The organism is Nitrospira sp. T9, assembly GCF_052156535.1.
Lineage (GTDB): Bacteria > Nitrospirota > Nitrospiria > Nitrospirales > UBA8639 > Nitrospira_E.
Genome location: NZ_JBQKUP010000037.1, coordinates 196,863 through 219,741, shown reverse-complemented (window position 1 = coordinate 219,741; position 22,879 = coordinate 196,863). Strand labels below are relative to the sequence as shown.

18 protein-coding genes are annotated in these 22,879 nt (G+C 46.8%); 1 reads left to right on the top strand and 17 read right to left on the bottom strand.

What is annotated here, in order from left to right:
• Positions 1 to 8: 8 nt before the first annotated feature.
• The 3 genes from ACTRXD_RS13810 to ACTRXD_RS13800 form a co-directional block, all read right to left on the bottom strand.
• Complete coding sequence (locus ACTRXD_RS13810; RefSeq protein WP_442432371.1) at positions 9 to 2,036, bottom strand: ArnT family glycosyltransferase; 2,028 nt, start codon at positions 2,034 to 2,036, stop codon at positions 9 to 11.
• A gap of 85 nt (positions 2,037 to 2,121) precedes the next feature.
• Entirely contained in the window at positions 2,122 to 3,111 is a 990-nt protein-coding gene (locus ACTRXD_RS13805; protein WP_442432370.1) for a glycosyltransferase, read from the bottom strand.
• A gap of 226 nt (positions 3,112 to 3,337) precedes the next feature.
• Positions 3,338 to 4,255, bottom strand: coding sequence for a glycosyltransferase family 2 protein (locus ACTRXD_RS13800; RefSeq protein WP_442432369.1), 918 nt, complete (start codon positions 4,253 to 4,255; stop codon positions 3,338 to 3,340).
• A 631-nt stretch (positions 4,256 to 4,886) separates the two neighbouring features.
• Here ACTRXD_RS13800 and ACTRXD_RS13795 point away from each other — a divergent pair.
• Positions 4,887 to 5,027, top strand: a complete 141-nt coding sequence (locus tag ACTRXD_RS13795; protein WP_442432368.1) for a hypothetical protein — start codon at positions 4,887 to 4,889, stop codon at positions 5,025 to 5,027.
• Positions 5,028 to 5,236: 209 nt separating this feature from the next.
• On the opposite strand, the gene ACTRXD_RS13790 is transcribed toward ACTRXD_RS13795, so the two are convergent.
• The 14 genes from ACTRXD_RS13790 to ACTRXD_RS13725 form a co-directional block, all read right to left on the bottom strand.
• The gene (locus ACTRXD_RS13790; RefSeq protein WP_442432367.1) at positions 5,237 to 6,316 is read right to left on the bottom strand and encodes a hypothetical protein; all 1,080 of its coding nucleotides are present in this window, start codon (positions 6,314 to 6,316) and stop codon (positions 5,237 to 5,239) included.
• A 1,115-nt stretch (positions 6,317 to 7,431) separates the two neighbouring features.
• Positions 7,432 to 8,187 (bottom strand): class I SAM-dependent methyltransferase, encoded by a 756-nt coding sequence (locus tag ACTRXD_RS13785; protein WP_442432366.1) that lies wholly within the window; start codon positions 8,185 to 8,187, stop codon positions 7,432 to 7,434.
• 336 nt (positions 8,188 to 8,523) lie between these two features.
• Positions 8,524 to 9,261, bottom strand: coding sequence for a hypothetical protein (locus tag ACTRXD_RS13780; protein ID WP_442432365.1), 738 nt, complete (start codon positions 9,259 to 9,261; stop codon positions 8,524 to 8,526).
• A gap of 395 nt (positions 9,262 to 9,656) precedes the next feature.
• Positions 9,657 to 11,093, bottom strand: a complete 1,437-nt coding sequence (locus ACTRXD_RS13775) for a flippase (RefSeq protein WP_442432364.1) — start codon at positions 11,091 to 11,093, stop codon at positions 9,657 to 9,659.
• A 31-nt stretch (positions 11,094 to 11,124) separates the two neighbouring features.
• Positions 11,125 to 12,243, bottom strand: a complete 1,119-nt coding sequence (locus ACTRXD_RS13770; protein WP_442432363.1) for a GNAT family N-acetyltransferase — start codon at positions 12,241 to 12,243, stop codon at positions 11,125 to 11,127.
• Positions 12,244 to 12,300: 57 nt separating this feature from the next.
• Positions 12,301 to 13,443: a GNAT family N-acetyltransferase gene (locus tag ACTRXD_RS13765; RefSeq protein WP_442432362.1), complete on the bottom strand. Its 1,143-nt coding sequence runs from the start codon at positions 13,441 to 13,443 to the stop codon at positions 12,301 to 12,303.
• Between the two features lie 909 nt (positions 13,444 to 14,352).
• Positions 14,353 to 15,474 carry a polysaccharide deacetylase family protein gene (locus ACTRXD_RS13760; RefSeq protein ID WP_442432361.1) on the bottom strand — a complete coding sequence of 374 codons (1,122 nt, stop codon included), beginning with the start codon at positions 15,472 to 15,474 and terminating at the stop codon, positions 14,353 to 14,355.
• Between the two features lie 12 nt (positions 15,475 to 15,486).
• Positions 15,487 to 16,596 (bottom strand): glycosyltransferase family 4 protein, encoded by a 1,110-nt coding sequence (locus tag ACTRXD_RS13755; RefSeq protein ID WP_442432360.1) that lies wholly within the window; start codon positions 16,594 to 16,596, stop codon positions 15,487 to 15,489.
• Positions 16,593 to 16,853, bottom strand: a complete 261-nt coding sequence (locus ACTRXD_RS13750) for an acyl carrier protein (RefSeq protein ID WP_442432359.1) — start codon at positions 16,851 to 16,853, stop codon at positions 16,593 to 16,595. The genes ACTRXD_RS13755 and ACTRXD_RS13750 overlap by 4 nt, the downstream gene beginning before the upstream one ends.
• A 21-nt stretch (positions 16,854 to 16,874) precedes the next feature.
• Entirely contained in the window at positions 16,875 to 18,425 is a 1,551-nt protein-coding gene (locus ACTRXD_RS13745) for a class I adenylate-forming enzyme family protein (RefSeq protein WP_442432358.1), read from the bottom strand.
• Entirely contained in the window at positions 18,422 to 19,162 is a 741-nt protein-coding gene (locus ACTRXD_RS13740; RefSeq protein ID WP_442432357.1) for an acyltransferase, read from the bottom strand. The genes ACTRXD_RS13745 and ACTRXD_RS13740 overlap by 4 nt, the downstream gene beginning before the upstream one ends.
• Positions 19,163 to 19,396: 234 nt before the next feature.
• Entirely contained in the window at positions 19,397 to 20,383 is a 987-nt protein-coding gene (locus ACTRXD_RS13735) for an NAD-dependent epimerase/dehydratase family protein (protein ID WP_442432356.1), read from the bottom strand.
• A complete protein-coding gene (locus tag ACTRXD_RS13730; protein WP_442432355.1) occupies positions 20,383 to 21,183 on the bottom strand; it encodes a class I SAM-dependent methyltransferase in 801 nt (266 codons plus the stop codon). The genes ACTRXD_RS13735 and ACTRXD_RS13730 overlap by 1 nt, the downstream gene beginning before the upstream one ends.
• Positions 21,171 to 22,856, bottom strand: coding sequence for an FAD-dependent oxidoreductase (locus tag ACTRXD_RS13725; RefSeq protein WP_442432354.1), 1,686 nt, complete (start codon positions 22,854 to 22,856; stop codon positions 21,171 to 21,173). The genes ACTRXD_RS13730 and ACTRXD_RS13725 overlap by 13 nt, the downstream gene beginning before the upstream one ends.
• Positions 22,857 to 22,879: the final 23 nt, after the last annotated feature.

The following is a 22,879-nucleotide window of genomic DNA, read 5'->3' as shown; positions in this document are numbered from 1 at the left end:
GCTTAGGATTAAGGCGGATTCCGGACCACGGTGATCACCTGTATTCGCTTATCCCGACCTGGGTTCGTGCTATAAATTCCGGAAACATTATTACCTAGTGCCTCTTGTACCCATTCAGTCAGCATCATTTGGTATCTTGGTGTGGCCAAAATCCACACGGCTCCTTTCCTACCCTGCACAGCCTTTTGGACGGTGTCCTTATTATGCAGAATCAAATTTCCCCATCGGTCTTTCGTTCCTTGAGCCTGGGAATTCTCCCTAAATAAGGAAGACTGATCGTCATAAAATATGTAGTTCTCATGAGTAAGATAAAAGGAGGAAGAAGGGACGGCATTTACAATCAGATCGCCAGGCTTCCAAGCTTCATTAATATAGTCGGCTGGACCTCTAACATCGGATCGCTGATAGTAGTGAACCGAAACTTCTTCGGAAACGTTCATCCGAAAATTCACTTCCGCTTTTCCGATATTCATAATATGGGCGAAGGAGAAGTCTTCCGAGCAGAGCAATAATCCAAATGCCAAAAGTACTACCGCAAACTTAGGGACTTTTCCCAAAATGGCATTTGGAGATAGCGTATGATCCAGCCACGATTTACCGGCCAGCGCGCCTTCGAACCACAAGAGAAGAATCAATGGATAAAGGAAAAATGAATATCTTGTTGAGTTGTACATCGTATTGATCACGCCCAAGATGAGGATGCAACTAACTAACACCAGTAGGAGAAAGTGTTCAGTCACAAATTGTTGGGAATTCCTTCGGCCCCACAACACCAGGAAACCGAAAAGACATGAAAGCGTCATTAAATAGGGCATCACATTAAACCAGAGAAAGCCAAACTCCTCCATGACCCTTGGATAATGAAAGACAATGGCAAATATTTTATGCAAAGATAGACTTTCTCCTCCTTCTATAACCATATGCCCGGTTGTTATAAAAAGTCCTACGGTAAGCCAGAATCCAAGGCATGAGACCAGGAATATGGCAAAACCCCTTTCAAGAGACTTGCGAAAAACCATCCGAGGATCAAGGATTTGGGTGAAATAGGAAACCAGCAGAATGCCCACCATGACTCCAAACAACTGCATTAGGCCAGCTCCGAGTAACGCTAATGCAAGGGTTTTTTGCCGCCAATCCCATAAAGAATTTTTCATTCCCATATAGGCGAGGCTTATTCCCATCAGGACAAGTACCATATATCCCACACCCCAAAAATCTCCTCGCAGGAGGACAGACTCCCACAATGACAGATCTGGAAGTAGAAGAGGGCCTCCCCCCTCCTGAGGAAGCGCGAATCCCTGTGGGTATGGATTTCCCGAACTTCCTGGAAAAAGCCACGACCACATCTTCGGAGAAACAACATTCAAAAGCATAATGGCACTAGCCCAAATCCCATACCACAACTGATTGACAAGGCTTACCCCTCGAAACAATAGGGGCAGGAACAATAAACAAGCCATGAAAATCGCACCTTCATGGATGAGGGTGCTAATGGAAGCAATGGCGTAGGACCAAAGAATCGCCCGCTTCCGGCCAAGAAAAAATCCTTCATGAAAATAATACAGAAACCAAAGAAATGCACATTGAAACATAGAATACATTCGTGCAAATCGAGCAAATTCCACTTCCCAAATTGAAACACAAAAAAAGCTTACTAGGAGAAATGCTCCTACGTTTCCAATTCGCTTTCTACCCAATAAAAAGAGGGGGGGGATCGTTAACAGATTAAACAGGACTGCTGGCAATCGAAGCGCATATTCATTTAGCCCGAATAGGCCGGTACTGGCTGCTTCAAAGTACTGAAAGAGCAACCCTCGCCAGTACAGGCCACCACTGGGATATAACGGGATCCCCTTTTGCTGAATCAGTTCCACCGATTTGGCGATATAAAATTCATCTACAGCCAGACACCAGTTGCCTAACGCATCGAACCTGGCCAGGATCCCGATTAAAAAACCGACAAGACAAAAAATGGCACAACCTAACTCACTTTTTGAAATGGATACACCTGGAGAGGAAGCCAGTGAGAAATTCATAAGAACCCAGTGACAGGAAATCGTGTTAGACTTACCTAACTTCAGACCATCGCTTTCTTACTCGATATTGATTCGGGTACCCTTCTTAAGGTTTTGCCTTTAAGAGATCTTTAATGGTGTAGTCTTTCATCTTCCTGGCATGAGTGAAAACAATCATTTCACCAAGAAGGCCGACGGAGGCGGTTTGGACCCCGAGTACCATCAACAGGACACCCAGGATCAACAGTGGGCGATCGGTGAGCCCAGTGAGACCAAAAAGTTTTTGAATGGCCAAAACCAGAGAAATAATCAGACCACCGGAAAACAACCCTGCCCCAACCAAGCCGAAAAACCGCAATGGTTTTTTGGTGAATTTGAATAGAAACACAACGGAAATGATATCGAGGATCCTGCGAAGATACACCCCCGGCCGTAGCATTCGGGAATGAAGATCCGCTGGATGCTGGGCGACATCTCGCTCCACCACTCGGAACCCCCGTTGATAGGCCAGTAGAGGGAGAAAACGATGCAGATCTCCATAGAGATTCACTTCGCGGACCACATGCTTTCGAATCCCGCGAAGACTACAACTCATATCATAAAACTGCACGCCAGTTAGCAATCGCATGGCAAAATGGAAGACTCGATTTTGAAGACGATTGATCCAGGGATCTTGCCGAGGGTAGCGACGGGTCACAACCAGATCATAGCCCTTATTGAGGTAACTCATAACCGTATGCAAACCTTCGGGAAGCGTCTGAAAGTACGCCGACAGAGTTATAATGACGTCAGCCCGGGCCTCCTGAAATCCCACCATAAGGACAGTGGCTTCTCCGAAATGTCGTTGAAGTGGAACGATTCGAATGGGCTCTCCCTTGTCTACCAGGCCATGAAGAGGTTGAGCGGCTTTCTCAAACCCTTCGTCTAAAACAAAAATAAATTCAAATGAGGGCACCAGGCTGCGTAAAATGTCAGCATGCACACAATAAATCTGGTCTAAGGCATCACATCGTTCAGTGACTGGCACCACAACGGAAACAGCCACAGGCTTTGAATCTGTAGAAACACATTCTGTCTCAAGACTATGAATAGTCATGGGAAAAGGCCCCCGGGAATACAACGTGATTTGATTACGTTCATAAAATTTTGATTCTTACATTGAACCCGTGATGCCGATACGGGCAACTACCAAACGAATACAGACAGGTTTTTGGTGACTCCCGCTCAAGTTCTATTCCTGACCAGTGGTCCATACAATTTTTGATGAGTTGGTGCGATCATTTCCTGGGCATCATGAAATCCCCACGAGAAATACCGGCCCGTTAAATATTCCATATCATTTGTTCCGGACGGTAATCTCCGGCATAGAGGATCATTTCGCCTAGAATTCCCATTGTGAGTAAATGGCCCGAAAGCGCGAATAGCAAAAATGCTGTTGCCGGATATACAATGCCAATACCCTCTGAAAATAGCATGCCGAGCAAGCTCAGGCTGCCTAAAAATACTCCGGGAATGGCTAAGATCCCAAACCATAAGGCCGGCCTGGCAGCAAACCCTGTCACCATTTTCACCAGGAACAAATCCAAAAACACCCGCCAAGCCCTTGAAATTCCATACTTGCTTGTCCCAAATTTCCTTGGATGATGCGTCACAATTAATTCAGCAATTCTCGCTCCGGACAAGGTTGCCATAGCGGGAATAAATCGATGAAGTTCAGAATATAAAGCCACGCGTTTAATAATTGAGGCACGGTAAGCTTTCAGGGAACAACCGTTATCGTGAATAGCCACGCCGGTGATCTTGCCGATCAGCCAGTTCGCAATGAGAGAAGGAAATCGGCGAGATAAAAACTTATCCTTTCTTTCCTTTCTCCATCCACAGACGACATCAAAACCCTCTTGTATTTTTTCTAACAATCGGGGAATATCAGTGGGATCATTTTGCAGATCTCCATCCATACTGATGATGACCTGTCCTCGTGCCGCCCTGAATCCGGCGGCCATAGCTGCGGTTTGTCCAAAATTTTTTCGAAAACGAATCACGGTGACCCCAGAGTTCTGTTGATGGAGTGCTTGAAGTAACTCGAATGTCCGATCTTGGCTTCCGTCATCCGCGAAAACGATTTCATAAGATTGCCCATTCCGCTCACATGCGGTTCGAATAGCCTCATAGAGAGGCTGGACGGATTCCTCCTCATTGTAAATGGGAACCACAATGGAAAGGAGAGGTCGCATAATCATCAAAGCCTTTCATTCAAGTAGGACCAAATGAAAGTCCGAGTTTTTGAAGAAACTATGGGAAAATGACCCTCAGCCGTGTCACGTGTACCTACCCTTGTATTCTCATTCATGAAATATTTTCGCAACGGAATCTATCTCGCGGTGGATTCATGAGGCCCTCTGACCTTGACCAGATGTTCCTTAGGAACCAGGAATCCTGAGCCATGTAGGCTGGAATACAAACAACACAGAAATCATAATTTTTCTGAGAACCGGCAAAAAAGAATATGTAGGTATGTTTCGGATACGGAAAGAGGAAACTAAAGGTACTTAGACAGGTACCCGCACAGAGGGAAAAACCTGAGTCGGCATGAAGAACCTGTCAACTTCAAATCGGCCCTATTCTCCAGGAGATATGGAAGACGTGGTGCCATCGCATTCCTAATGCCACACCACCGTTTAGATACGCGCCTTCCTCATGTCACAGGGGGACCAAAAACTCCCGGCCACTTCCGCCAAGACCATTCCAATGACATTCGGCGTGTAAATTCCTGGCGGCGTCCACTAATAAATGCCATGAAGTTGTCTCGTAAGATAAAAATAGTATCCAGGCCGGGCATTATCAGGTGCGTGTGCGGCTCATCAAGGAAGGATGCCAGAGGGCATGATTCGTTCTTGGCGAAACGACATCCGCCAGACAATTAAAAACCTAAAATGGCAAAGAAGGGAGGAGAAGGGACTTATTGAAGCTGATGCAGGCAAAGACCTTGGTTTCATGGAAGTTCACGACTGATCGTGGAATTGGTCATCCCATCACCAAGACCGAGACAAAATCGGCTCTGAACCCTTCACAATTGGGCCTGAAAGAGAGAGCATTGCCCAAAGATCAGCAACCTGTCGTTGCCCTGTATGGCCTGCGCCGGTGTTGATCGCTTAGAAAATTCCTCGAAGCTGTCGAGCCCATCATTCAATCAAGAGCCAAAGATTCACCAACAAGTGAAATTAAGGAAAGGGTGTGACATTCAGATTTTTGGGAGGTTGCGGAGGCACATTGTCCACATTGGCAATAGGGTATGTGCGAAGTTTAATGACAGTATTATTCCAACTCGGATCATCACTGTAATACCATTTCCACTCGTTTCCATCTCGCATGATTTTATTTTGTAGTTCTCCCGATGTAGTGATGACCCGTTCGTTTTGTATGTTCCGCATGTCGTCGAGATGGGTGGTTGCAAAATAAAGTCTGTCATTGTTGCTCCCAGGATGACTCCCACCCTGAGGATTGTAAATTAAGGTGAGAGTATTATTATCATCGTGTAAATACGCGTCGAGCCCTGACCAGCCCCAATTGAGGGCACTTATACCCCCCAACTCAGTAAGGCTCCAAGCATTTGATCCTCTAGATGCAGATTTTAGCTGTCCGCCTTCGGCAGTAGTCACGTACAGACCGAATTGGCTACCATCGTACACCCAGCCTGCAGCATAGACTTCACTCCCGCCTGAGGAATATGCGCCACCAACTGCCCCTTCCACCGTCCAACTTTTCCCGTCAACCGACGTCGCTCCATACACCCGAGAATCAACGCTAATATTACACCCACAGGTTCCTCCTCCACCAAAATTACAGGTCTGAGAACCCCCAGGCGATTCGACCCCAAAGTATCCGTAAAATTTCCCCTTGGAAGGAATGTACTGAATATACGCGGTTCGGATTCCTTCTTCCTGAGAGCTCACAGATACAAAATTATGCGGTTTCAACACAGGATTACCTGGGTATTTCGTAAAGTTCACTCCGTCCGTACTGGTGGCAAGACCGAGAGATTGATGATTGACATCACCATCCGCATCCCAACACCCGTTAAAACCAGCGAGATAATGCAGATAATAGATTCCGCCCACTTTTGAAACACCACTGACAGCAATTCCAGGTTTATTTTCCCAAGCAACGCCGGAACTGTTTTGGAGAACAACACCTTTTTCGGTCCAATCGGACAGCTTTTCCGGAATTGTATCAAGGGCATATGCCTGCCCTATCAATGCAAAAGTTATGATTCCTAGAAATAAGATTCGCATCCTAAACATATGCATGCCCTCCTTCAATTTCCAAAATGGACACTTTTCCTGCTTTGCAATTTCTCATTTTCATTTCGTCCCCGTTTATTTTATTAAACCGGTGGTAAGATTTGTGGTTCACTAAAAACTGACAATAAGGCAAAGCAAAATCTACGCCATCACAATAGGATCATGCTGGGTACGATTCAAAGGAATGGGTTTTTACCCCCAGGAATCCTTTTTCTTCCATTCGGGAGAAAAAGCCAAACCTTAAGGCAGGCGGCAGGAAGTGAGTTGAAGTCGACGGTAATGAAAAAAGTTAATTCCCATAAAAATAGAGAATAAGAAAACTGAACCCATAATAGACAAGTGCATCAAAATAAATGCTTAAACGCAGTCAAAAGCATTCATCAATAATACGTAATTACGAAGAACCAGGTTTAAAACCACTTGATTATTCATCAAAATTCTGGACCGTCGGCGCCGAAATTAGGATGGAAAGCCAATGAATACGACCCAAGCGTTTGATTTCCCTTATAATTTTTTGCACTCGTCCAAGAACCCCCTGAGCGAAACAACTGATCCCAAATCTGGATAACCCGTCAAATTAGGACAGGTGATCAACGCGATCTGTTCGGTAAGAGCGGTTTTTTGCAGCTTTCTCAGCTTCGGATTTCTAACGCAGGGATACTTCGACCTTGCATTCCCATCCCTTTGTTTTCAGATGGAGAGTTCCCGCTACCCTAACCGCATAAATCTCAATTGGTTGAAAGGCTCTTGAACTGGAAGGAGCCAATCCAATGCCGCCTAATCAATTCTGAGTATCCAAGCATATGATTTGGTGATTTTCACTTTTTGCCCTGGATATCAATTCGTATCGCATAGTACACGAGACCTGCGACACTCCATCTCATCCTTACTTACCCAGATCTCAATTCTGCACAATGATAAGAATTCCCCCTGCTCGACAGGAATATAAGTTTCCACGCTTCCGTAGAGAAAACATTGCATAGACCCAAAATTCCATTAGACGGTTTTTCACAAAATGGATGCTAGAACATAAATCAGCAAAACTTCGGAATTCATGAAATTACTAACATGTCTGAGAGGTCCCGCCGGCAGTGCAGCCTTACTCTAGTTCGATTTTAAATGCCTGTTTTCTCTTCATCACTCACCTCGGCAGGTCGGTCAGCTTTCGCTCCACGCGCCAACACCAAAAGGTTAAAATGAGTAAACGAGGAAGCGGTAAAATTAGGATAGTAGCGATACAGAAGCTTTCGGAAAATTCGAAAAACGTGTCCAGACAGCCCTTTGGGACCTGCAATCTCTAAATCATCCGTGTAAAAGTAGTCGGCAATTTGATAGCCGGTTTCTGTCAAAGTAGCCAATGCCGTTTGCTTTGTAAAATAATGTAAATGCCCATATTTTTTGCGCATTTCCATCATATAATTCGACTTCTCCAATACTCCGCGAGCACAAATATCTAGGGGGATATGGAAGATAATCCAGTCGGATTTTGTCCTCAAATTTTCAAGAAATCCTAAATAATCTGGAACATGCTCAAATACATCTAGTAAAAGTATTAAATCAGAAGGCGTTACGGAATTTTGTAAAAAATCTTGATTGTAAAATTTAAGGAACGAATTTTCGTTTTGTTTGGAAAGGGAAATGGCCTGTGGCGAAATATCAAATCCAACCAGTTTCACGTTATTACACATTTTTTTTTGAAGTTCCAACAAAATCTCTCCCGCGCCGCAACCAACATCGCAAATCGTTCTTGGCTCGAGCCGGTGCTTCCGGATCATTTCGAACACTTTCGAAGCCTTCCATACCGAATCGCCCGCATGCCAGTCTTGAACTTTTCCCAAATACCTTCCATCGACATACTGATTCTTATCCATCTAACTAACTCCTTCAGGAATAAAACAGACACACATCAATGTATAATCAACTTTGGCCGATTTACATTATGGACAGAAAAAAAACAAATATGTGGTAGGAACTGCACCACATCACGATTTCTGTGCAAAAGAAATATTCCATACTGCTTGAAAGATATAGTATTGAGGCAAGAACTGGCCTTTTACGAAAATTGCGTCCACTGTTATACTAGAGATGGTTCCATCCCACTAGACCAGATGAGGCTTCAACCATATTCCCCCCCCTTCCCTTATCCAGTGGAAATCACCAAGTGCTAAAGATCAATGGCAAGAGGGTCCCTTAATCGATGGGCTCAATCACTTTGATTCATAAACCCTTACCCCGCGAATCGTGGGCAAGAAGTATCGCTTCTTGTACCAGTGTCGATCAAGCTCTTTGAGTCGTTCTTGGCATTCGAATACTTCCTTACAAATTGGATTGCTGTATATGAAATACATTTTCCGTGGCTGTGACTCGTAGGATTCCAAAAGCTTTTGTAGCACCATTGAAAAAAGCTCATACTTAAAAGGGTTTGAAAAAAAGAAAACGCATTTGTCCGTTGGTACTTCAAACTTAAGGGCATCAATACACATTGCTTCAATAGCAAAACATCTTTGCCCGCTGGCTTTGTAATTTGAGATATTCCTTCTGGCAACTTCATGTAAATCCCTAGCAAATTCTACTCCTATTATTTTTTTAAAGTTATAATAGGATGCAAGAAATAGCGCTTTTCCTTTCCCAGATCCGAAATCCACAAATACGAAATCGGATAAGTCCTTGGGCAGAGCTTGAAACAATGGGTCGATAATTTGCCGCCACTCTAAAACAGGGGTCGATTCAAATCCTTCGCTTTGCTCCGGATTTGACCCAATCAAATCAAGGCTGGAAAGAAAGAACTTTCCTGAGGTTTCTATTCCATGAGCCCTGTCAAATAGGCGATCTGTGAGTCCGTCGATGCGCCTGATAAACCCACGAACGTAAAGTCCTAGGACCCCACGAAAACCCTTCTCGTGGAACGCCATTTTTGTCAACGAAACAGGAGAGGATTTTTCCATGTCTATTTACTCCTTATTCTTTTCTATGGGTTGATAATTGGTGTCAATTCTTTGATCGGAAATGTCCACTCTTAGCCATAGGTAAGTATGCGTTCACCGTGTTGGCTGTTCGACCTGACCAGAACCTACAACCAAGCTTTGGCCACAATTATCTCATCGGTGCCACACAGCACTCCTTCTATATCCATCAGCATCAATACTTAATGCTAACGCCCTCTCATTTAACGCCGAACTTGTTCCTCGGAAAATTCTTTTTTGAATCTTCCCTGATCGCTCACGTGCTCAGATAAAATTGCCGAGTAAACGAAAAGACTGTCGACTTCCCCTCACAAATCCATCCGGGACGATCTAGGTCGTTGTGCAAACAAATAAGGGTGTGTGTTAGTAATGCTTCACTATGCATTATTGCCCAGCTTTAAAAGATTGGCGGCCAAGTGAATCTCATGTTTCGTCACAAAATGACTTAAATATAATAAACAAAGAATTCCACTGTTCATGAGTACGAGGGATAATATCAGTGAATGGGAAGGAACAAAGAATTTGACCAGGGCAAAGCATAGAACGACTATCGAAACACACTTACTGATCGTACCCAAAATGCCAATTTCGTGGGTTCTTGAATGTATAAAAAGCAGAAGACAAAGAAATACAATGAAATTTGCGATGACCGTGGCGATTGAGGCACCGATGTATCCATACAGAGAGATTAGGAGAAGGTTGAGAAAAAAATTTGTCAAGAGACCGATTACAGCAATGGAGAGTAAGATTTTGTCACAATTCATTGCAATGGTGACAGCCTGAAGTAGCGCGGAGCAGTAAAGAAAAAAAATGGCAATGAGCATAATTTCGAAGCTAATGATGGATTTTTCATAGGCCACCCCATAGAGGGTGTGAATTAGCCTGTCTGCCATTAACCATCCGTTAGCGGAAATGAGAGATGCACTCAATGCAACCCATTTGAGCGATGTTGTTTGGAGCTGATCAAATGCTGCAGAGTCCTCATAAAAGAGGCGAGATAGCCGTGGTTGTAGGACGGTAGTCAGAACTATGGCAAACACACACAATCCTTCAAACAATTTATAACTCGCATTGTACCAACCAACCTCTTCATCCGTAGTCATAGCAGAAAGCATGACCGTATCCACCTCAGCGTAAAGCCGCCAGAGAAAGGCAATCACTCCTAGAGGCAGGGCCTTTCTAACGAGGGAAAAGCAAAAGGAGATATTCCGACCAAGACGAAAGGGAGAAGTCTTCCATCCAACTATACCTGCAGCGACAACAAGGTCAGCAAAGCGTACAATAACAAACGTCCAGCAAAGAAAGATTAGCCCTTGTTCTGTTAATATGGTAAATGCGCCAAACACTAGTAGTGAAAGTCTTTCGACTGTGATGCTAGTGGCTGCGAGACCAAAATACTCATACGCCTTCAATATACTCATAAAAGATTCTTTAACCGACTTAAATAATCCAGCCACAGCCATAGCAAATACGGCATGGACGACAGTAATGGATTCGTGCAGAAAATACGCAATTAGGGTGGGAAGGAGGAGATAGGGAAGGGCAAGAGATAATTTCCAGGCGAGGATGTGCGAAAGATAGTTGCTGGCTTGAAGTCGCTGTCTTGCGACATCGCGGATTATTAATGTATGAAAGCCTGGGTCAATGATAGGTTCAAAAAAAACGATGAAGGCTAATGCGAAAGAAAAGATTCCAAAATCCGATGGACCAAGTGTTCTGGCAGCGAGAAGAAAAAGAACAAAGAGAAAAACATGGCTGACTGTTGACAGGCTGTATTTTGCCGTATTAAGGACTAGTGATCTGTCAAAAGCCATAATTGCTGCCTTGAAAGTTATCAATCCTGGGCTAAGATTGTAGACTGGGAATGAGTTCTAACCCTTTTTGCGGCAAGCGCCATAGGGTTTTACGTTGAAATGCGTATCTTGCGGCTAAAGCAACAATATTTGCGTAAAAGGGACTATTTCCATGACAGCAGAAATAATTCAGTTCAGCAGTTGGTGACCAATCGTATTTGTACATGGCATAGCCATCCCCCAGGTCATAGTATTCACATCCAAGATCATCGAACGCTCTCCGCATTGTTTCCGTTAGAAGCAGACGCATAGGCGAGTAACGCGAAAAGGCAGGATCAAAGCCTGCCTGAAGAAATATGTAGGTCTTTGCATTCCTTAGCATAAGCACTGCGGCAATGGTGCTGCCATTAGCACGAAGCTGAACGATCTCGAACTGGTCTCCAGCGGAGTTACACTGGATGGCGCGCCGGAGGAACGACTGATTTGCACCTTGCAGTAAACTTGCCTGTTCCTTCGATTGAAAGCGACGTAAATGTAGAGAAATTAACTCATCCACGGCAGAACCGGGATGAGCGGGATTAACGATGCCATACTCTAAAACATACTCCTTTTTAAGCCTATTCTGAGCAGTCCGAAAAGCCTTTCGCCGGGACGGACCGAGACGCATACTTTGATCCGTAATTTTGGGATCGCGTTGCAATATTAGGCGTGGACACTGAAGGGAGGCCCAATTCTTTTGAAGGAGAGCCTTGGTGAAAGTTGCTTCCTGCCCCATATGACGTAAGTGAATTATGGTCGCGTGCCCCAGAGACCGTATAAGCGATTCAGTGACATGTACGGCAAGCTCAAGATTATCAGGCTCGGATAAGAGAATTCCGTTATAGATCGACATGCGATGGCCTAGGAACTGTAAGGTTGCTATTCCGGGAACGGCTAATCTATCAATGAATGTGGGTATGATGGCGACTACATTTCCATTTGCTTCCTCTGCAATACGGACATCGAGGTGGGCATGCTTTTGGTGTCGAAGTACCTCATCACACCATGTACGGTTCCAGAACCATGATTGAAATACGGAAGGGCCTTTTATGGAGTTCTGGAGGTTTTCCCAAATGGGCTTGATGTCGTCGAGTTCTTTTAAATCCCGAATTGTACGGATCTTCAGTGCCATAAAAAATGTACCTTCCGAGATAAGAATATGGGTCGATGCAAGCATCGACCCTTTAAGCTATTCAGTTGAACCTGCCCCGCTTTTCAAACGCCTGATTTTTCGTGCCACTGTCCTAAGAGCTTTAAAATTTCTGAATCGTGACACGATCTCTCTTCTAAGAAAAGAGTGAACCGTGGACTTAACCTTGTCCGGATATATCCAGAGATTCGAATAAGGACAAACAAGCGATGTCCAGTTCAATTTATATGCGTCAGCGGCACCCATAAAATTCATTTCTTGAAATTGTCTCGAAAAATAATCTTCAAGGATATGCCGAAGGAGTACCTTGCCAGGTGAAAATTTCTGATAGTTTCGATCAAACCCGGTCTTTAACCCATAAACAGTCTTTCCAAAACAAACGTCATAGGTAAAGGCTATTGGCTGAGACCTTAGAAAGAGAATCCGTAATTGGAGCCATCCACGCGAAGCAGCAATTTTTGCGAAGCGTTGATAAAAACTGCCATCCCGACCCGAAAACAAGTCGGTCCCCTCTTTACTCTGCCAACTTGCCTTTGAGATAGATCTAACCAATTCAAGTCCACCATCAACAGCGCCGGGCGTCGAATAGTCTATTACATTGATTGCCCCCCCCTCGGATTCAATAGCTTTGATGTCTTTACGGAGGGAAGCTCTCATCTTTCGAGACAATGTTTTATAGAAGTCCTCCCACGAATTTCTAATGGGTAAATATGGAGATTCAATGCTGGAATCCAAATGCCACTTATAACCATTTTCTTCTATGGAAGAGATTAGTTGCTCAGTAACCTGTGATTGCTTCTTAAGTCCCCGTAGTTTTATTACGTCCCAGTCTTGTTCAATCTTAGAAAGGTGGCCGATGAGTGCCGCTATACAACGTGCCGTATCAGAATTACTGATAAGAACTTCATTAGGTGTAGTATCGGATACAAAGCCGATTTGCCTAAAAGATACACCATAGTATCTGACTACAGTCCTTATAAGCGGCGCTAACCCAATAACCTTTCCATTTTCAAAAAATAGGATGATGTAAGGAAAAATCGTGTCGGAGGACGCATGATACCATGAACTAAACCATTCATATGTTGCCCAAGGGGGAATGGCAGCGCTTGCGTTCGCTAACTCTTCCCAGACCGGACGCAAGCGGTCCAAATCCTGACTGGATTTCAATACCTGTATGTTCAAGGGCGTCATCCTTTGAAATGGGAATTAGATCCAATTGATTGGAAAAATATTTCTTATAGTTTTTTCAGTGGTTTTCTCCACACTATCAACCTCTGCCTGGGAACAGATATTTGAAGATCAGAACTTTACCAATGGTTAAGCTCCTAAAATTCCGGAAAATCTACACCCCTGCCCCAGTATCATCGCATTAACCGCGCAATGTGAGCTTTCCAATCCTTTGCTTCTTGGCGCGATTCTTTGTCAGATTTGTGGGCTCCCATGGACCCCATCCCTCGCCGTATAGAAGAGTCCGTATTGGCGGCGGTAGACATTGCTAGTCTTGCGCCCAAGAGCTCTAAGAACGGAGCTGCCACATCTACAAACCACTTGAAGAGACGTGAAGCTGCCGATCCATCAACAGCAGGGGAACCATAGGTCGACAACATTGGATCATTACATCTCTTATCGCGAGGTTTTAGAGAAGAAAGTGCAGATTCATTTGAGAAACTCCGCTCTCGATCCACGAGGGTTATTTCTCGTTTGGGCCTCCCCAGTTCTTGATCCTGAGGCACCTCCGTTGCTGGAAAAGCATTGCTCCTTCGGTGGATTGCCTCTCCCCCACCACCGCCCCATTATCGCGGCATTGTTGTCCGAGTCCTTCCCCATATGGATATTGGCGTACCCAGCCTGTTTGATCAGCTGGATCGCTTACTGCTTAAATTCCTGACTGTACTTTTATCATTGCCCACATTACTTATCTCCTTGCCTTATTGAAGGTTTTTTCGAGGTGTCCGTAAACCAGAGAAAGGACACATCATCATTCATAAGAAAGCGATTCTCTCATGGGAAGCAAAATGCTCTCCCGAATAAAATGAGGGAAAATAACATCTCGGCCTTGCCCGTTACCCCCTTCAACATCACAAACATCCATTACATCGCTCCGCCGAATAACCTCCACCATGGTCTGCGTCCAACACCTGGAAGTCTGTAGATATATTTCGGTCGAAGCCGAGCAATGGGGACAGGTTGGGTCTCGGCAGGATTAACAAATCTTGGCAGGAGACTAGCCCAAGCGTTGGTGACGTATCCGGCATCGTGGGAAAGCTCAACTGCCAGGGCAGAACCCCTGTACCATGGAAAACAGAAATGCCGCACCCGGCTCCCTGGCAGCCTGGATTCGATGACCGTCTTCGACTCACGTAGATCCGTGAGGATGGCGTTTCGCTGTTCCCCAGCAGTTTCAAATTGAATAGGAGCGTATTTCTCATGTGCTTTCTTCATAATTTCGCTGAGTTGACGCCGCCAGTTTCGAGAGTGAAAAAAGGCCTCACCACCATTTGCTGCTACGTACTTGATGCAAAGTTCTTCGATTCGAGTGTTTTCGATATACGCTGGATGTGCACATAAGCGAGCGTTCCATTGATATATCGGCAAGCCCAAGGAGTTATGAAGTGCCGGGCCAAGACCATTTATATTTTGTTGACGAATCGGGGCGAGATCAGATTCCAGAAATGAGGTAGAAAGGCCTGGCCTTATGAAATCGACAACAGTCGGAGAGATGGCGATACTGTGGTGGTACAGAGAGTGCGACTGGAAATCGATGACACCACTTGTATGCATCTCGACTATTTGTGGCCAGCTACAAAGTGCTGGATCCATGTGGTTTTCCTGCAAAGCCTCTATTCCCTCTGGAACGCGACCAGGAACAATATAGGCCACTGCCCTTTGCTTGAATTTCCCGAGTAAGGGAAACGCGACGGTGTATAGGCTGGCTTCACCATCGTCAAAGGTCAACATCACTTCCCGGTTCCGTCCTGAAGAGGCGCCGACTACCCTTTCGTAATACGCATCTCCCGTTAATGTTTCATAGTCATTACGGGCCAAGAACTCCAAGACCGGTTCGAGTGTGGCGGGTGAGACGTCGTGGAACTGGAAGACAGGTATGTGTTCCGGTTGCACATCCCAACGCACAAATACCGGATACCGTCTGAATCCCAATCCAAGCAATTCGTTTCGATTTTTCTCAAAGCTTCTCTTTAAACGTCGTATCATTAATGTTGCATCTTACGAAGGGGTCACAACCCACTCCAACGCGTCCAATGTGGCCCTTGCCGTCTTTTCCCAGGAGAAACGCCACACATTTTCATACCCCTTGGCAATAAGGGTTTGTCGAAGGTCCTCATCGGTCAACACTCGGACAATGGCATTCGCAATATCAGCCACGTCCAGTGGATCGACATACATGGCGGCATTGCCTGCTGCTTCGGGCATTCCTCCTGTACGGCTGGTGATTAAAGGGCAACCGCAAGCATTTGACTCGATATTTGGAAGTCCAAAACTTTCATAGTGTGAAGGAAACACTGTTGCGGCAGCGAGGTTGTAAAATGCCACCAACTCATTTTGGGGGACATAGCCGGCAAAATGCACACTTTCCTTTAGTCCCAGGGTCTCTATCGCATTCAGGTCATTCTGGTACTTCCAGCGCATCCCTCCTGCTACGACGAGGTGAATGTTCATATCCTTTCTCACGGTGGAAAACGCTTCCAATAACCGGCCAAAATTCTTTCCCGGATAAATATGCCCGGCGAACAGAATAAATCGCCGCGGAAGATTATATTTTGCCCTAACAACCTCCAACTGTTCTGGATCACTGATGGATCGGAATATGGGATCAGTGGCGAGATAGGCCACTTTTACTTTATCCGGATCAATACCCATGTACGAAATGATATCCTCTTTTGCTCGCTTCGATACCGCAATGATAAGTGAGGCCCGCTTTAGGTACTGCGGGTAAACTGTTTTAAAGAACCAGAGATCCGCAGACTGATGAAATTCTGGATAAACAAACCGCTCGGTCCCATGAAGCACCATGGCCGTCTTACACCTCGCCAGGAACGGGATGGCGAATTTCGTGTGAAAGATCACATCCAATCCTTCCCGGTGGGCATACCTCGGCACCGCCCATTGATCCCACATCCATTTGCCTTTAGCAGGCAGGTACACTTCACGAACGCGAGCCCTGCCCGTAAGCGATCCAAGATGCGCCTTGTTTGAATAAAGAATGTGATACTCGTGTCGTGCATCTAGATCCAACATCGAAGGAATGACGCTTCGGGTATACACACCGATACCGCCGTTCTCCCCCCAGGTTCTGGCACATATACCTATCCTCACGCGGATGCCTCGTCAGGTAACGTCACCCCATGTTTGATGAACAGCGCCTCAATTTGCCTGGATGACGACAGGTCTGCGGCTTGTTCATCTTCAAGGGTCACACCTAACATTTCTTCAAGCTCCATGATCAGGCGCAGATGATTAATGGAATCCCATTCGGAGAATTCCCGACGTTGCAGATCCTCAATATCCGTCGGGATATCCACCTGTAGGACACCTGACAGAAACTCGATCACCCTCGCATGTGTGTTTGACATGATGTCAGTCCTTTTTTTTCATTATTTTTTGTGACACGCTGCGTGTGACTCCGCCTTGAGTTCGCGATGCAGCATCTTGCCGAGGCTGTTTTTCGGCAACGCGTCGACGGACTCGACATAAAATGGGACTTTGTGGCTCGGAAGATATCGGGTACAATGCCGGGTCACGGCCTTAAGATCCGCAGACGCCCGATCCCGAAAGACCACAAAGGCCTTGGCGACCTGGCCGAGGACACGATGGGGCACACCAAGTACAGCTACCTCGGCAACTTCTGTGAGTTGCCGTATGCAGTTTTCCACTTCCACCGGTGCATACTTTCTCCCGCCACAGTTAATGACGTCGGCCTTGCGACCGTGAAAGTAAAAAAGGCCTTCGGAGTCTTTGTGGCCCATGTCTCCGGTTCTCATCCAGCCTCCTGCAGCAAATAACGCTTCTGATTCATTGGGGAGGTTATGGTAGCCGTGACACACGTGCGGACCGCGCACAAAAAACTCGCCCTCAATCCCGTCATCGACAACGCATCCGGCATCGTCAACAACGGACATTTCAACACCGGGTATCGGAACGCCAATGGAATCTGGATGCTCCCGAGCCATGGCGTCGGTTAGGATCGTGCAAGTGGAGGCCTCCGTCAGGCCATAGGAATTGACCAAATCCACCTCCGGGAAACGCGCTTTGATATCCCAATGGGTTTTGGGGTCGATTGCAGCGCTGGAATTCATCAACAACCGCAAAGATGGCAGGTGATCGGCATTAAACTCTGGATATACCATCAGCATTTTAAACGTAGCAGGAACCGCACGAAAGCAGGTCACAGCCTGCCCACGAATTCTCGCCACGAGGTCCGCAGCATCGAATCGCTCCACCAGCACAATCCTGCCGCCCACCTCAACCATGGGTAGCATCTGGCTGACGAGGGCGCTTGAATGACTGAGTGGCATAACAATCGCAATAACATCGTCGTGCCGATATCCGAACGCTCGTCGTGCATTTCTGGACGCGGCTCTGGCATTGGCATGCGAGCGCATGGCACCTTTCGGATGGCCTATCGTTCCTGAGGTATACATGAGTTCCGCGATATCATCAGAAGCAGGAGACAATTCTACTGCCCCCGCAATGTCATGAACGGCTGACCCTTGCACCCACGTATGAAAACTTTCGACATTAGCCTCAACATCCCCAACAGCTATGACACGTTCTAACGCGGAGAGAACATTCCACACGTTCGCAAATTTTTCCCAAAGCGCCTGGTGGACGATAGCAAACCGTGCACCTGAATCCTCAAGGAGAAATCGGATTTCCTCAGGCTTAAGACGTTCATCGATAGGATGAACGATTCCCCCAATTGCTGTCACCGCAAAATAGGTGAGCACGAACTCAACGCCATTTGGGGCCAATATTCCCACGACCTCCCCGGGTCGAACTTCCCATTGCCGAATCAACTGGCAGGATAGGCGACGGATACGCCTGGCGAGTTCAGCATACGTCAGTTGCTCCCTCTCCGTGACGAGCCCGATCTTTTCAGGCCACAGACGTTCCGCCTCAGACCAAACCTTAGGAAGTGTGTTCATCCTTCTTTAACCTGCTTGCGTTTTTCGACCACACGAGCGGGGTTACCCAATACCACGGTCCAAGGCAGCACATCTTTGGAAACGACGGCCCCCGCACCGACAATGCTGTTTTGGCCAATGGTCACCCCATCAAGAATTTTCGCGCCGATTCCAATCCAGGCCCCGTCCTCAATCACGATTCCCTTCGACACCCGAGCCTGATGAATCACAGGCGTATCGGGATCGTCATAGGCGTGACCGCCACCGAGCATGTACGTGCCTGCTCCGATCGCGACATTGGAACCAATTGTCAGATGACTGCGGGAGACCAAAAAACAGAAGGGCCCAATGGAGACGAAATTGCCGATCGATATCGCAGAGTCATTACAACTGAGGATGCTATTCCGCCCCAATAGAATCTGATCACCAAGAACGATGGATGAGCTTGGTCCTTTCGCATCGAGTACGACAGAGTCATCAATCATCACTCCCCGCCCCAACCGGATTCGCTTAGGACAACGCAGCACGCCCCCCGCTCCGAAGACCGTTCCTCGACCGACGGCTCCCAGAAGGCCGGGATAGCACTTCCCCCTCATAAAATAACCGATGGCACCCGGCAATCGACCAAGCAAACCCGTGTAGAGCTCGTATTTGGCCAAAGCAACAAGGGATTCCTTGCCAACAAAGATATTAAGATATCGCCGATAGGGGGAAAGAGTGGCATCCCCAAGCGATTCAACTAGCGGTCGCTCATTCATGCCGGTGCTCCTTGCCAACATATAACATAGGCATTGAATCCCTAGATTTCAGGACATCCCTGGGTGCATCAAGACTCGCGTCATCGTTGGCATAAACTCGCCCGCCATCCCGTTGTTTGAAGAAATGGTTATCATGGCGCTACCTGAGACTTCAAAAAAAAGATGAAGCTGAGCGTTCTCCCATTTTTTACGATTCAACCCTTACTCGTACAAACCCCAAAACGTTTTCCATGACTAGAGATATCCATGTTCTTCATACCAGCGGATAGTTCGTTTCAGCCCCTCATCCAAGGAAACCCGTGGAGCATAACCAAGAACACGTTTAACCTTTTCAATTGAGAAGGCCCGATTATTTTTAAAAAAACTCACACGACGTTTGTGCAGAGGAGGTTCAATGCCCAAGGGCGTACACAGGGACTCACACAAGGCGGCAAGCCATTCCACCGGTCTCAACGGAATATGCAAACGTGGGGGTGGAACCTGAAGACGAGCGGAAATCCGATCTACGAGGTCATGTAACGGAAGGTATCCATCTCCTCCGATGATGAAGGCTTCTCCCACAGCCTTTTCATGGGTGGCACAGAGAAGGAACCCTTCAATGACATCGTCAATGTAGGCCGGATGAAACAAGACATTGCCTTTGCCTATATAGATAAACTGTCGCTTTTTGATGGTACGAAACAATTTCAGCATGCGCAGATCTTCAGGGCCGTACAGCGAAATTGGCCGGACAACACTAATGGGCAACCCTGTTTCCTGATGAAATTGCCAGACATATTGTTCCGCCTTGAGCTTCGTTTCCTGATATAAATCGGTGGGGTTGAATGGCGTTCCCTCATGAGCCGGGATCGCCTGAACATCACCATGGACGCCAATCGTACTGCAATGAACCACGCGGGCCACCCCATACTTCCTGGCGGCATTAAGGACATTCTTTGTCCCTTCCACATTCACGGCATACGCGTCGGCCTTATCCGAACCCCCTTTCCGAAAGTTGGAGACCAAATGAAACACTTTCTCCACTCCTTGAACGGCCTGCTCCACATCCGGGAGATTGCGGATGTCTCCCCATATGACTTCACTCCCATTGTCACGTGCGGCTTCACCCTGCTTGCTTCCCCGGTGCCCAAATACACGAACCTCTTCACCCTCAGCAAGCAAGCGCCTCACCAGGTGGCTACCCAGAAATCCCTTTCCGCCGGTGACCAAGACTCGTCCCATTATGCGTTTGCATCCTTCTTGTTTTGAGCAACCACTAACAGCATGTATCCACTCGTAAAAAACAACAAATGATCCAGCTTCGAGATTATCCAGATAAATGGATAAAGCAGCGAATACATAGTGAACATTTTTTGATAGCGTTGGAGATCATTCCCGGTTACCACAAGGCCTTTGGCAGAATTGCGCTTCCCACTTTTGAGCACATCAAAGGCGAAGGTAATGAGCGTATCAATACATTCTGAGAAAAATTTGGAATAGGTCTTTTCCGATAGCACGGTAAATTGGGTTCCCAACATTCGGGTAATGTCACCGCGTGTATAACCGGGGCGGAGATGCCCATGCTTCTCATCCGTCTGGCCGATTGCCAGTCGAATTTTCCTGAGCATGCTCGTTTTGATATGTGGCACATTCAAAATCACTTGTCCTCCAGGTTTGACGATTCGATGCAACTCACGGATAAACGCCTCATCATTGGGAATATGCTCAAGGAAATCGATCACAGCCACACGGTCGAATTCATCGTCGGCAAATGGTGTGCCTTGATCATCAATCTGAAACACCCGTTCATGAATCAAGCTTTGAATCGCGTCCACAGTCGTTTGGTCAAGATCCGCACTCTTCCAATGTCCACCCCGTTGACGGAGCAGGTAGCTGAGCACTCCATTATCTGCCCCGATGTCCAGACACTGTAACTGCGTCGTTTGGCCAAGGGCCTCAGTGATTTCTTTGTATTTCCGTTGTTTTAAGACGGATTTATTAAAAAGTCGAATGGGCCACAGGGGCTTCTCTAATTCCGCCATGTTCCCCTCGGGTACATACCTCGAACCATTGCCAATTCTTGTTGGGTTTGGGTCTTATTCCATCCCAACCCTTTCGAGAGAATATCGGCGCAGACCTCCAGGGGTTTATCGCCGGGATATCCAGCCGTCCCTAACTCTGTTCGGCGAAAAACCACGTCACTTAATCGTTGAGGCATTTCTTCCCGCAAGGCATACTGCACTTCTGCTTGTAAAAGCCTGATAGATTCTGACTCAGAATGGGGCTCCCTACCACCGGTATCAGGGCAATATTGCAGAACGTCGCCATAGGAAGAGCCATAATTGTAAACTAACCGTTGCACAGCCTTAGCACTTAAACCCTGGGGAGGGCTCTTCATTTCCTGACTCAAATATTCCTGAAATTTAGAGATGGCCCCCCCGCGAAGAGGGGTATGAGACGTTCGAGATCGTGGTGGAGTCTTACCCAAAACCTGAAACACTTGATCAACCACTCGTTCTCCCACCCGTCGAGCCGTTGTAAATTTGACGCCTACAAGCGATAAAACATTTCTGGCTCCAACGTCTCCCCTGGTCCGTATGGAAGCTTCGCTTTCAAGCTGAATATCTCCACCACGCGACTCGACCCTCGCCCCTGGAAGCAGGCCGCCATTGACAAATTTTACATCGTTCATTTGAAGAGCAGCTTGGGGATAGACCTGATTGATTTCCTGTAAAAATTCATGAATATCTTTTTCGGAAATGCTGAATTCATCCGGCTTTCCTTCATATGAGCGATAGGCGGTCCCAACGAGGGAACACCCACGCCAGGGCACCATAAACAGCAGTCGTTTCCCTTTATTGAGCAAAGCCCGGTCATCGGAATATTTCCCCCTGGCCGCCAACCCAACGGCATAGGATGAGAACAACGGACGAGTGAGAATATTAAAGGCCTTGACCCACGGGATCCGCTGGTTGCTGGGACGATCAGACAACATATCTTCCGTCTGATCCAACCACGGGCCACAGGCATTAACCACCACTTTGGCTTCAACCTGAAATCTCTCACCCGATAGCATATCCTCAGCTTCAACCCCCCGAACGTTGTCCTTCCCTTTGAGATACCCAACCGCCTTGACGTAGTTAGCCAGTTCCGCCCCCATCGCCACAGCCGAGTGAAGAAATGACAGCAGTAACCGTTCCGAGTTGTAGACCATGGCATCATAAAACACCCCGCCACCCGTCAGATTGTATGCCTGAATATTCGGTAACAATTCCAGAACCTGACTTCGTGGGAGAATTCGTCCTCTTGGAATATGCTTTTGGGGATCCTCCAATCGATTTCGATCGAACCCGACAAGATCATTAATCGCTAAGGCACACGCGAAGACCTCCTTTCCTCGCAGACCATGGCCATACGTGGGGATAAGGACTGGGAGGGGATGGACCAAATGCGGGGCAATCCGCATCAGCGCCTTTTGTTCATATAACGATTCCCGCATTCGCGAAAAATCCCCATGTTGTAGGTATCGAAATCCTCCATGAATAATTTTCAAGCTGTTCGCCGAAGTCCCTGAACCGATATCACCTTTTTCAAGCAAAACAACCGACAATCCACGGAGGCTCGCATCCCAGGCCACGCACGCGCCATAAATTCCACCTCCCACGACAATCACATCGTACCGGCCATTTGCCAAACGAAGTAAATTTCTAGTCATTATCGCGCCTTAAGATAGGAAAA

Bases quoted from the DNA above. Each gene is read 5' to 3' on its own strand.
- ACTRXD_RS13740 (WP_442432357.1), bottom strand. From the start codon at position 19,162: ATGAATGAGCGACCGCTAGTTGAATCGCTTGGGGATGCCACTCTTTCC.
- ACTRXD_RS13810 (WP_442432371.1), bottom strand. From the start codon at position 2,036: ATGAATTTCTCACTGGCTTCCTCTCCAGGTGTATCCATTTCAAAAAGT.
- ACTRXD_RS13745 (WP_442432358.1), bottom strand. From the start codon at position 18,425: ATGAACACACTTCCTAAGGTTTGGTCTGAGGCGGAACGTCTGTGGCCT.
- ACTRXD_RS13735 (WP_442432356.1), bottom strand. From the start codon at position 20,383: ATGGGACGAGTCTTGGTCACCGGCGGAAAGGGATTTCTGGGTAGCCAC.
- ACTRXD_RS13750 (WP_442432359.1), bottom strand. From the start codon at position 16,853: ATGTCAAACACACATGCGAGGGTGATCGAGTTTCTGTCAGGTGTCCTA.
- ACTRXD_RS13760 (WP_442432361.1), bottom strand. From the start codon at position 15,474: ATGATACGACGTTTAAAGAGAAGCTTTGAGAAAAATCGAAACGAATTG.
- ACTRXD_RS13730 (WP_442432355.1), bottom strand. From the start codon at position 21,183: ATGGCGGAATTAGAGAAGCCCCTGTGGCCCATTCGACTTTTTAATAAA.
- ACTRXD_RS13785 (WP_442432366.1), bottom strand. From the start codon at position 8,187: ATGGATAAGAATCAGTATGTCGATGGAAGGTATTTGGGAAAAGTTCAA.
- ACTRXD_RS13725 (WP_442432354.1), bottom strand. From the start codon at position 22,856: ATGACTAGAAATTTACTTCGTTTGGCAAATGGCCGGTACGATGTGATT.
- ACTRXD_RS13795 (WP_442432368.1), top strand. From the start codon at position 4,887: ATGCCAGAGGGCATGATTCGTTCTTGGCGAAACGACATCCGCCAGACA.
- ACTRXD_RS13805 (WP_442432370.1), bottom strand. From the start codon at position 3,111: ATGACTATTCATAGTCTTGAGACAGAATGTGTTTCTACAGATTCAAAG.
- ACTRXD_RS13770 (WP_442432363.1), bottom strand. From the start codon at position 12,243: ATGGCACTGAAGATCCGTACAATTCGGGATTTAAAAGAACTCGACGAC.
- ACTRXD_RS13780 (WP_442432365.1), bottom strand. From the start codon at position 9,261: ATGGAAAAATCCTCTCCTGTTTCGTTGACAAAAATGGCGTTCCACGAG.
- ACTRXD_RS13790 (WP_442432367.1), bottom strand. From the start codon at position 6,316: ATGTTTAGGATGCGAATCTTATTTCTAGGAATCATAACTTTTGCATTG.
- ACTRXD_RS13800 (WP_442432369.1), bottom strand. From the start codon at position 4,255: ATGATTATGCGACCTCTCCTTTCCATTGTGGTTCCCATTTACAATGAG.
- ACTRXD_RS13775 (WP_442432364.1), bottom strand. From the start codon at position 11,093: ATGGCTTTTGACAGATCACTAGTCCTTAATACGGCAAAATACAGCCTG.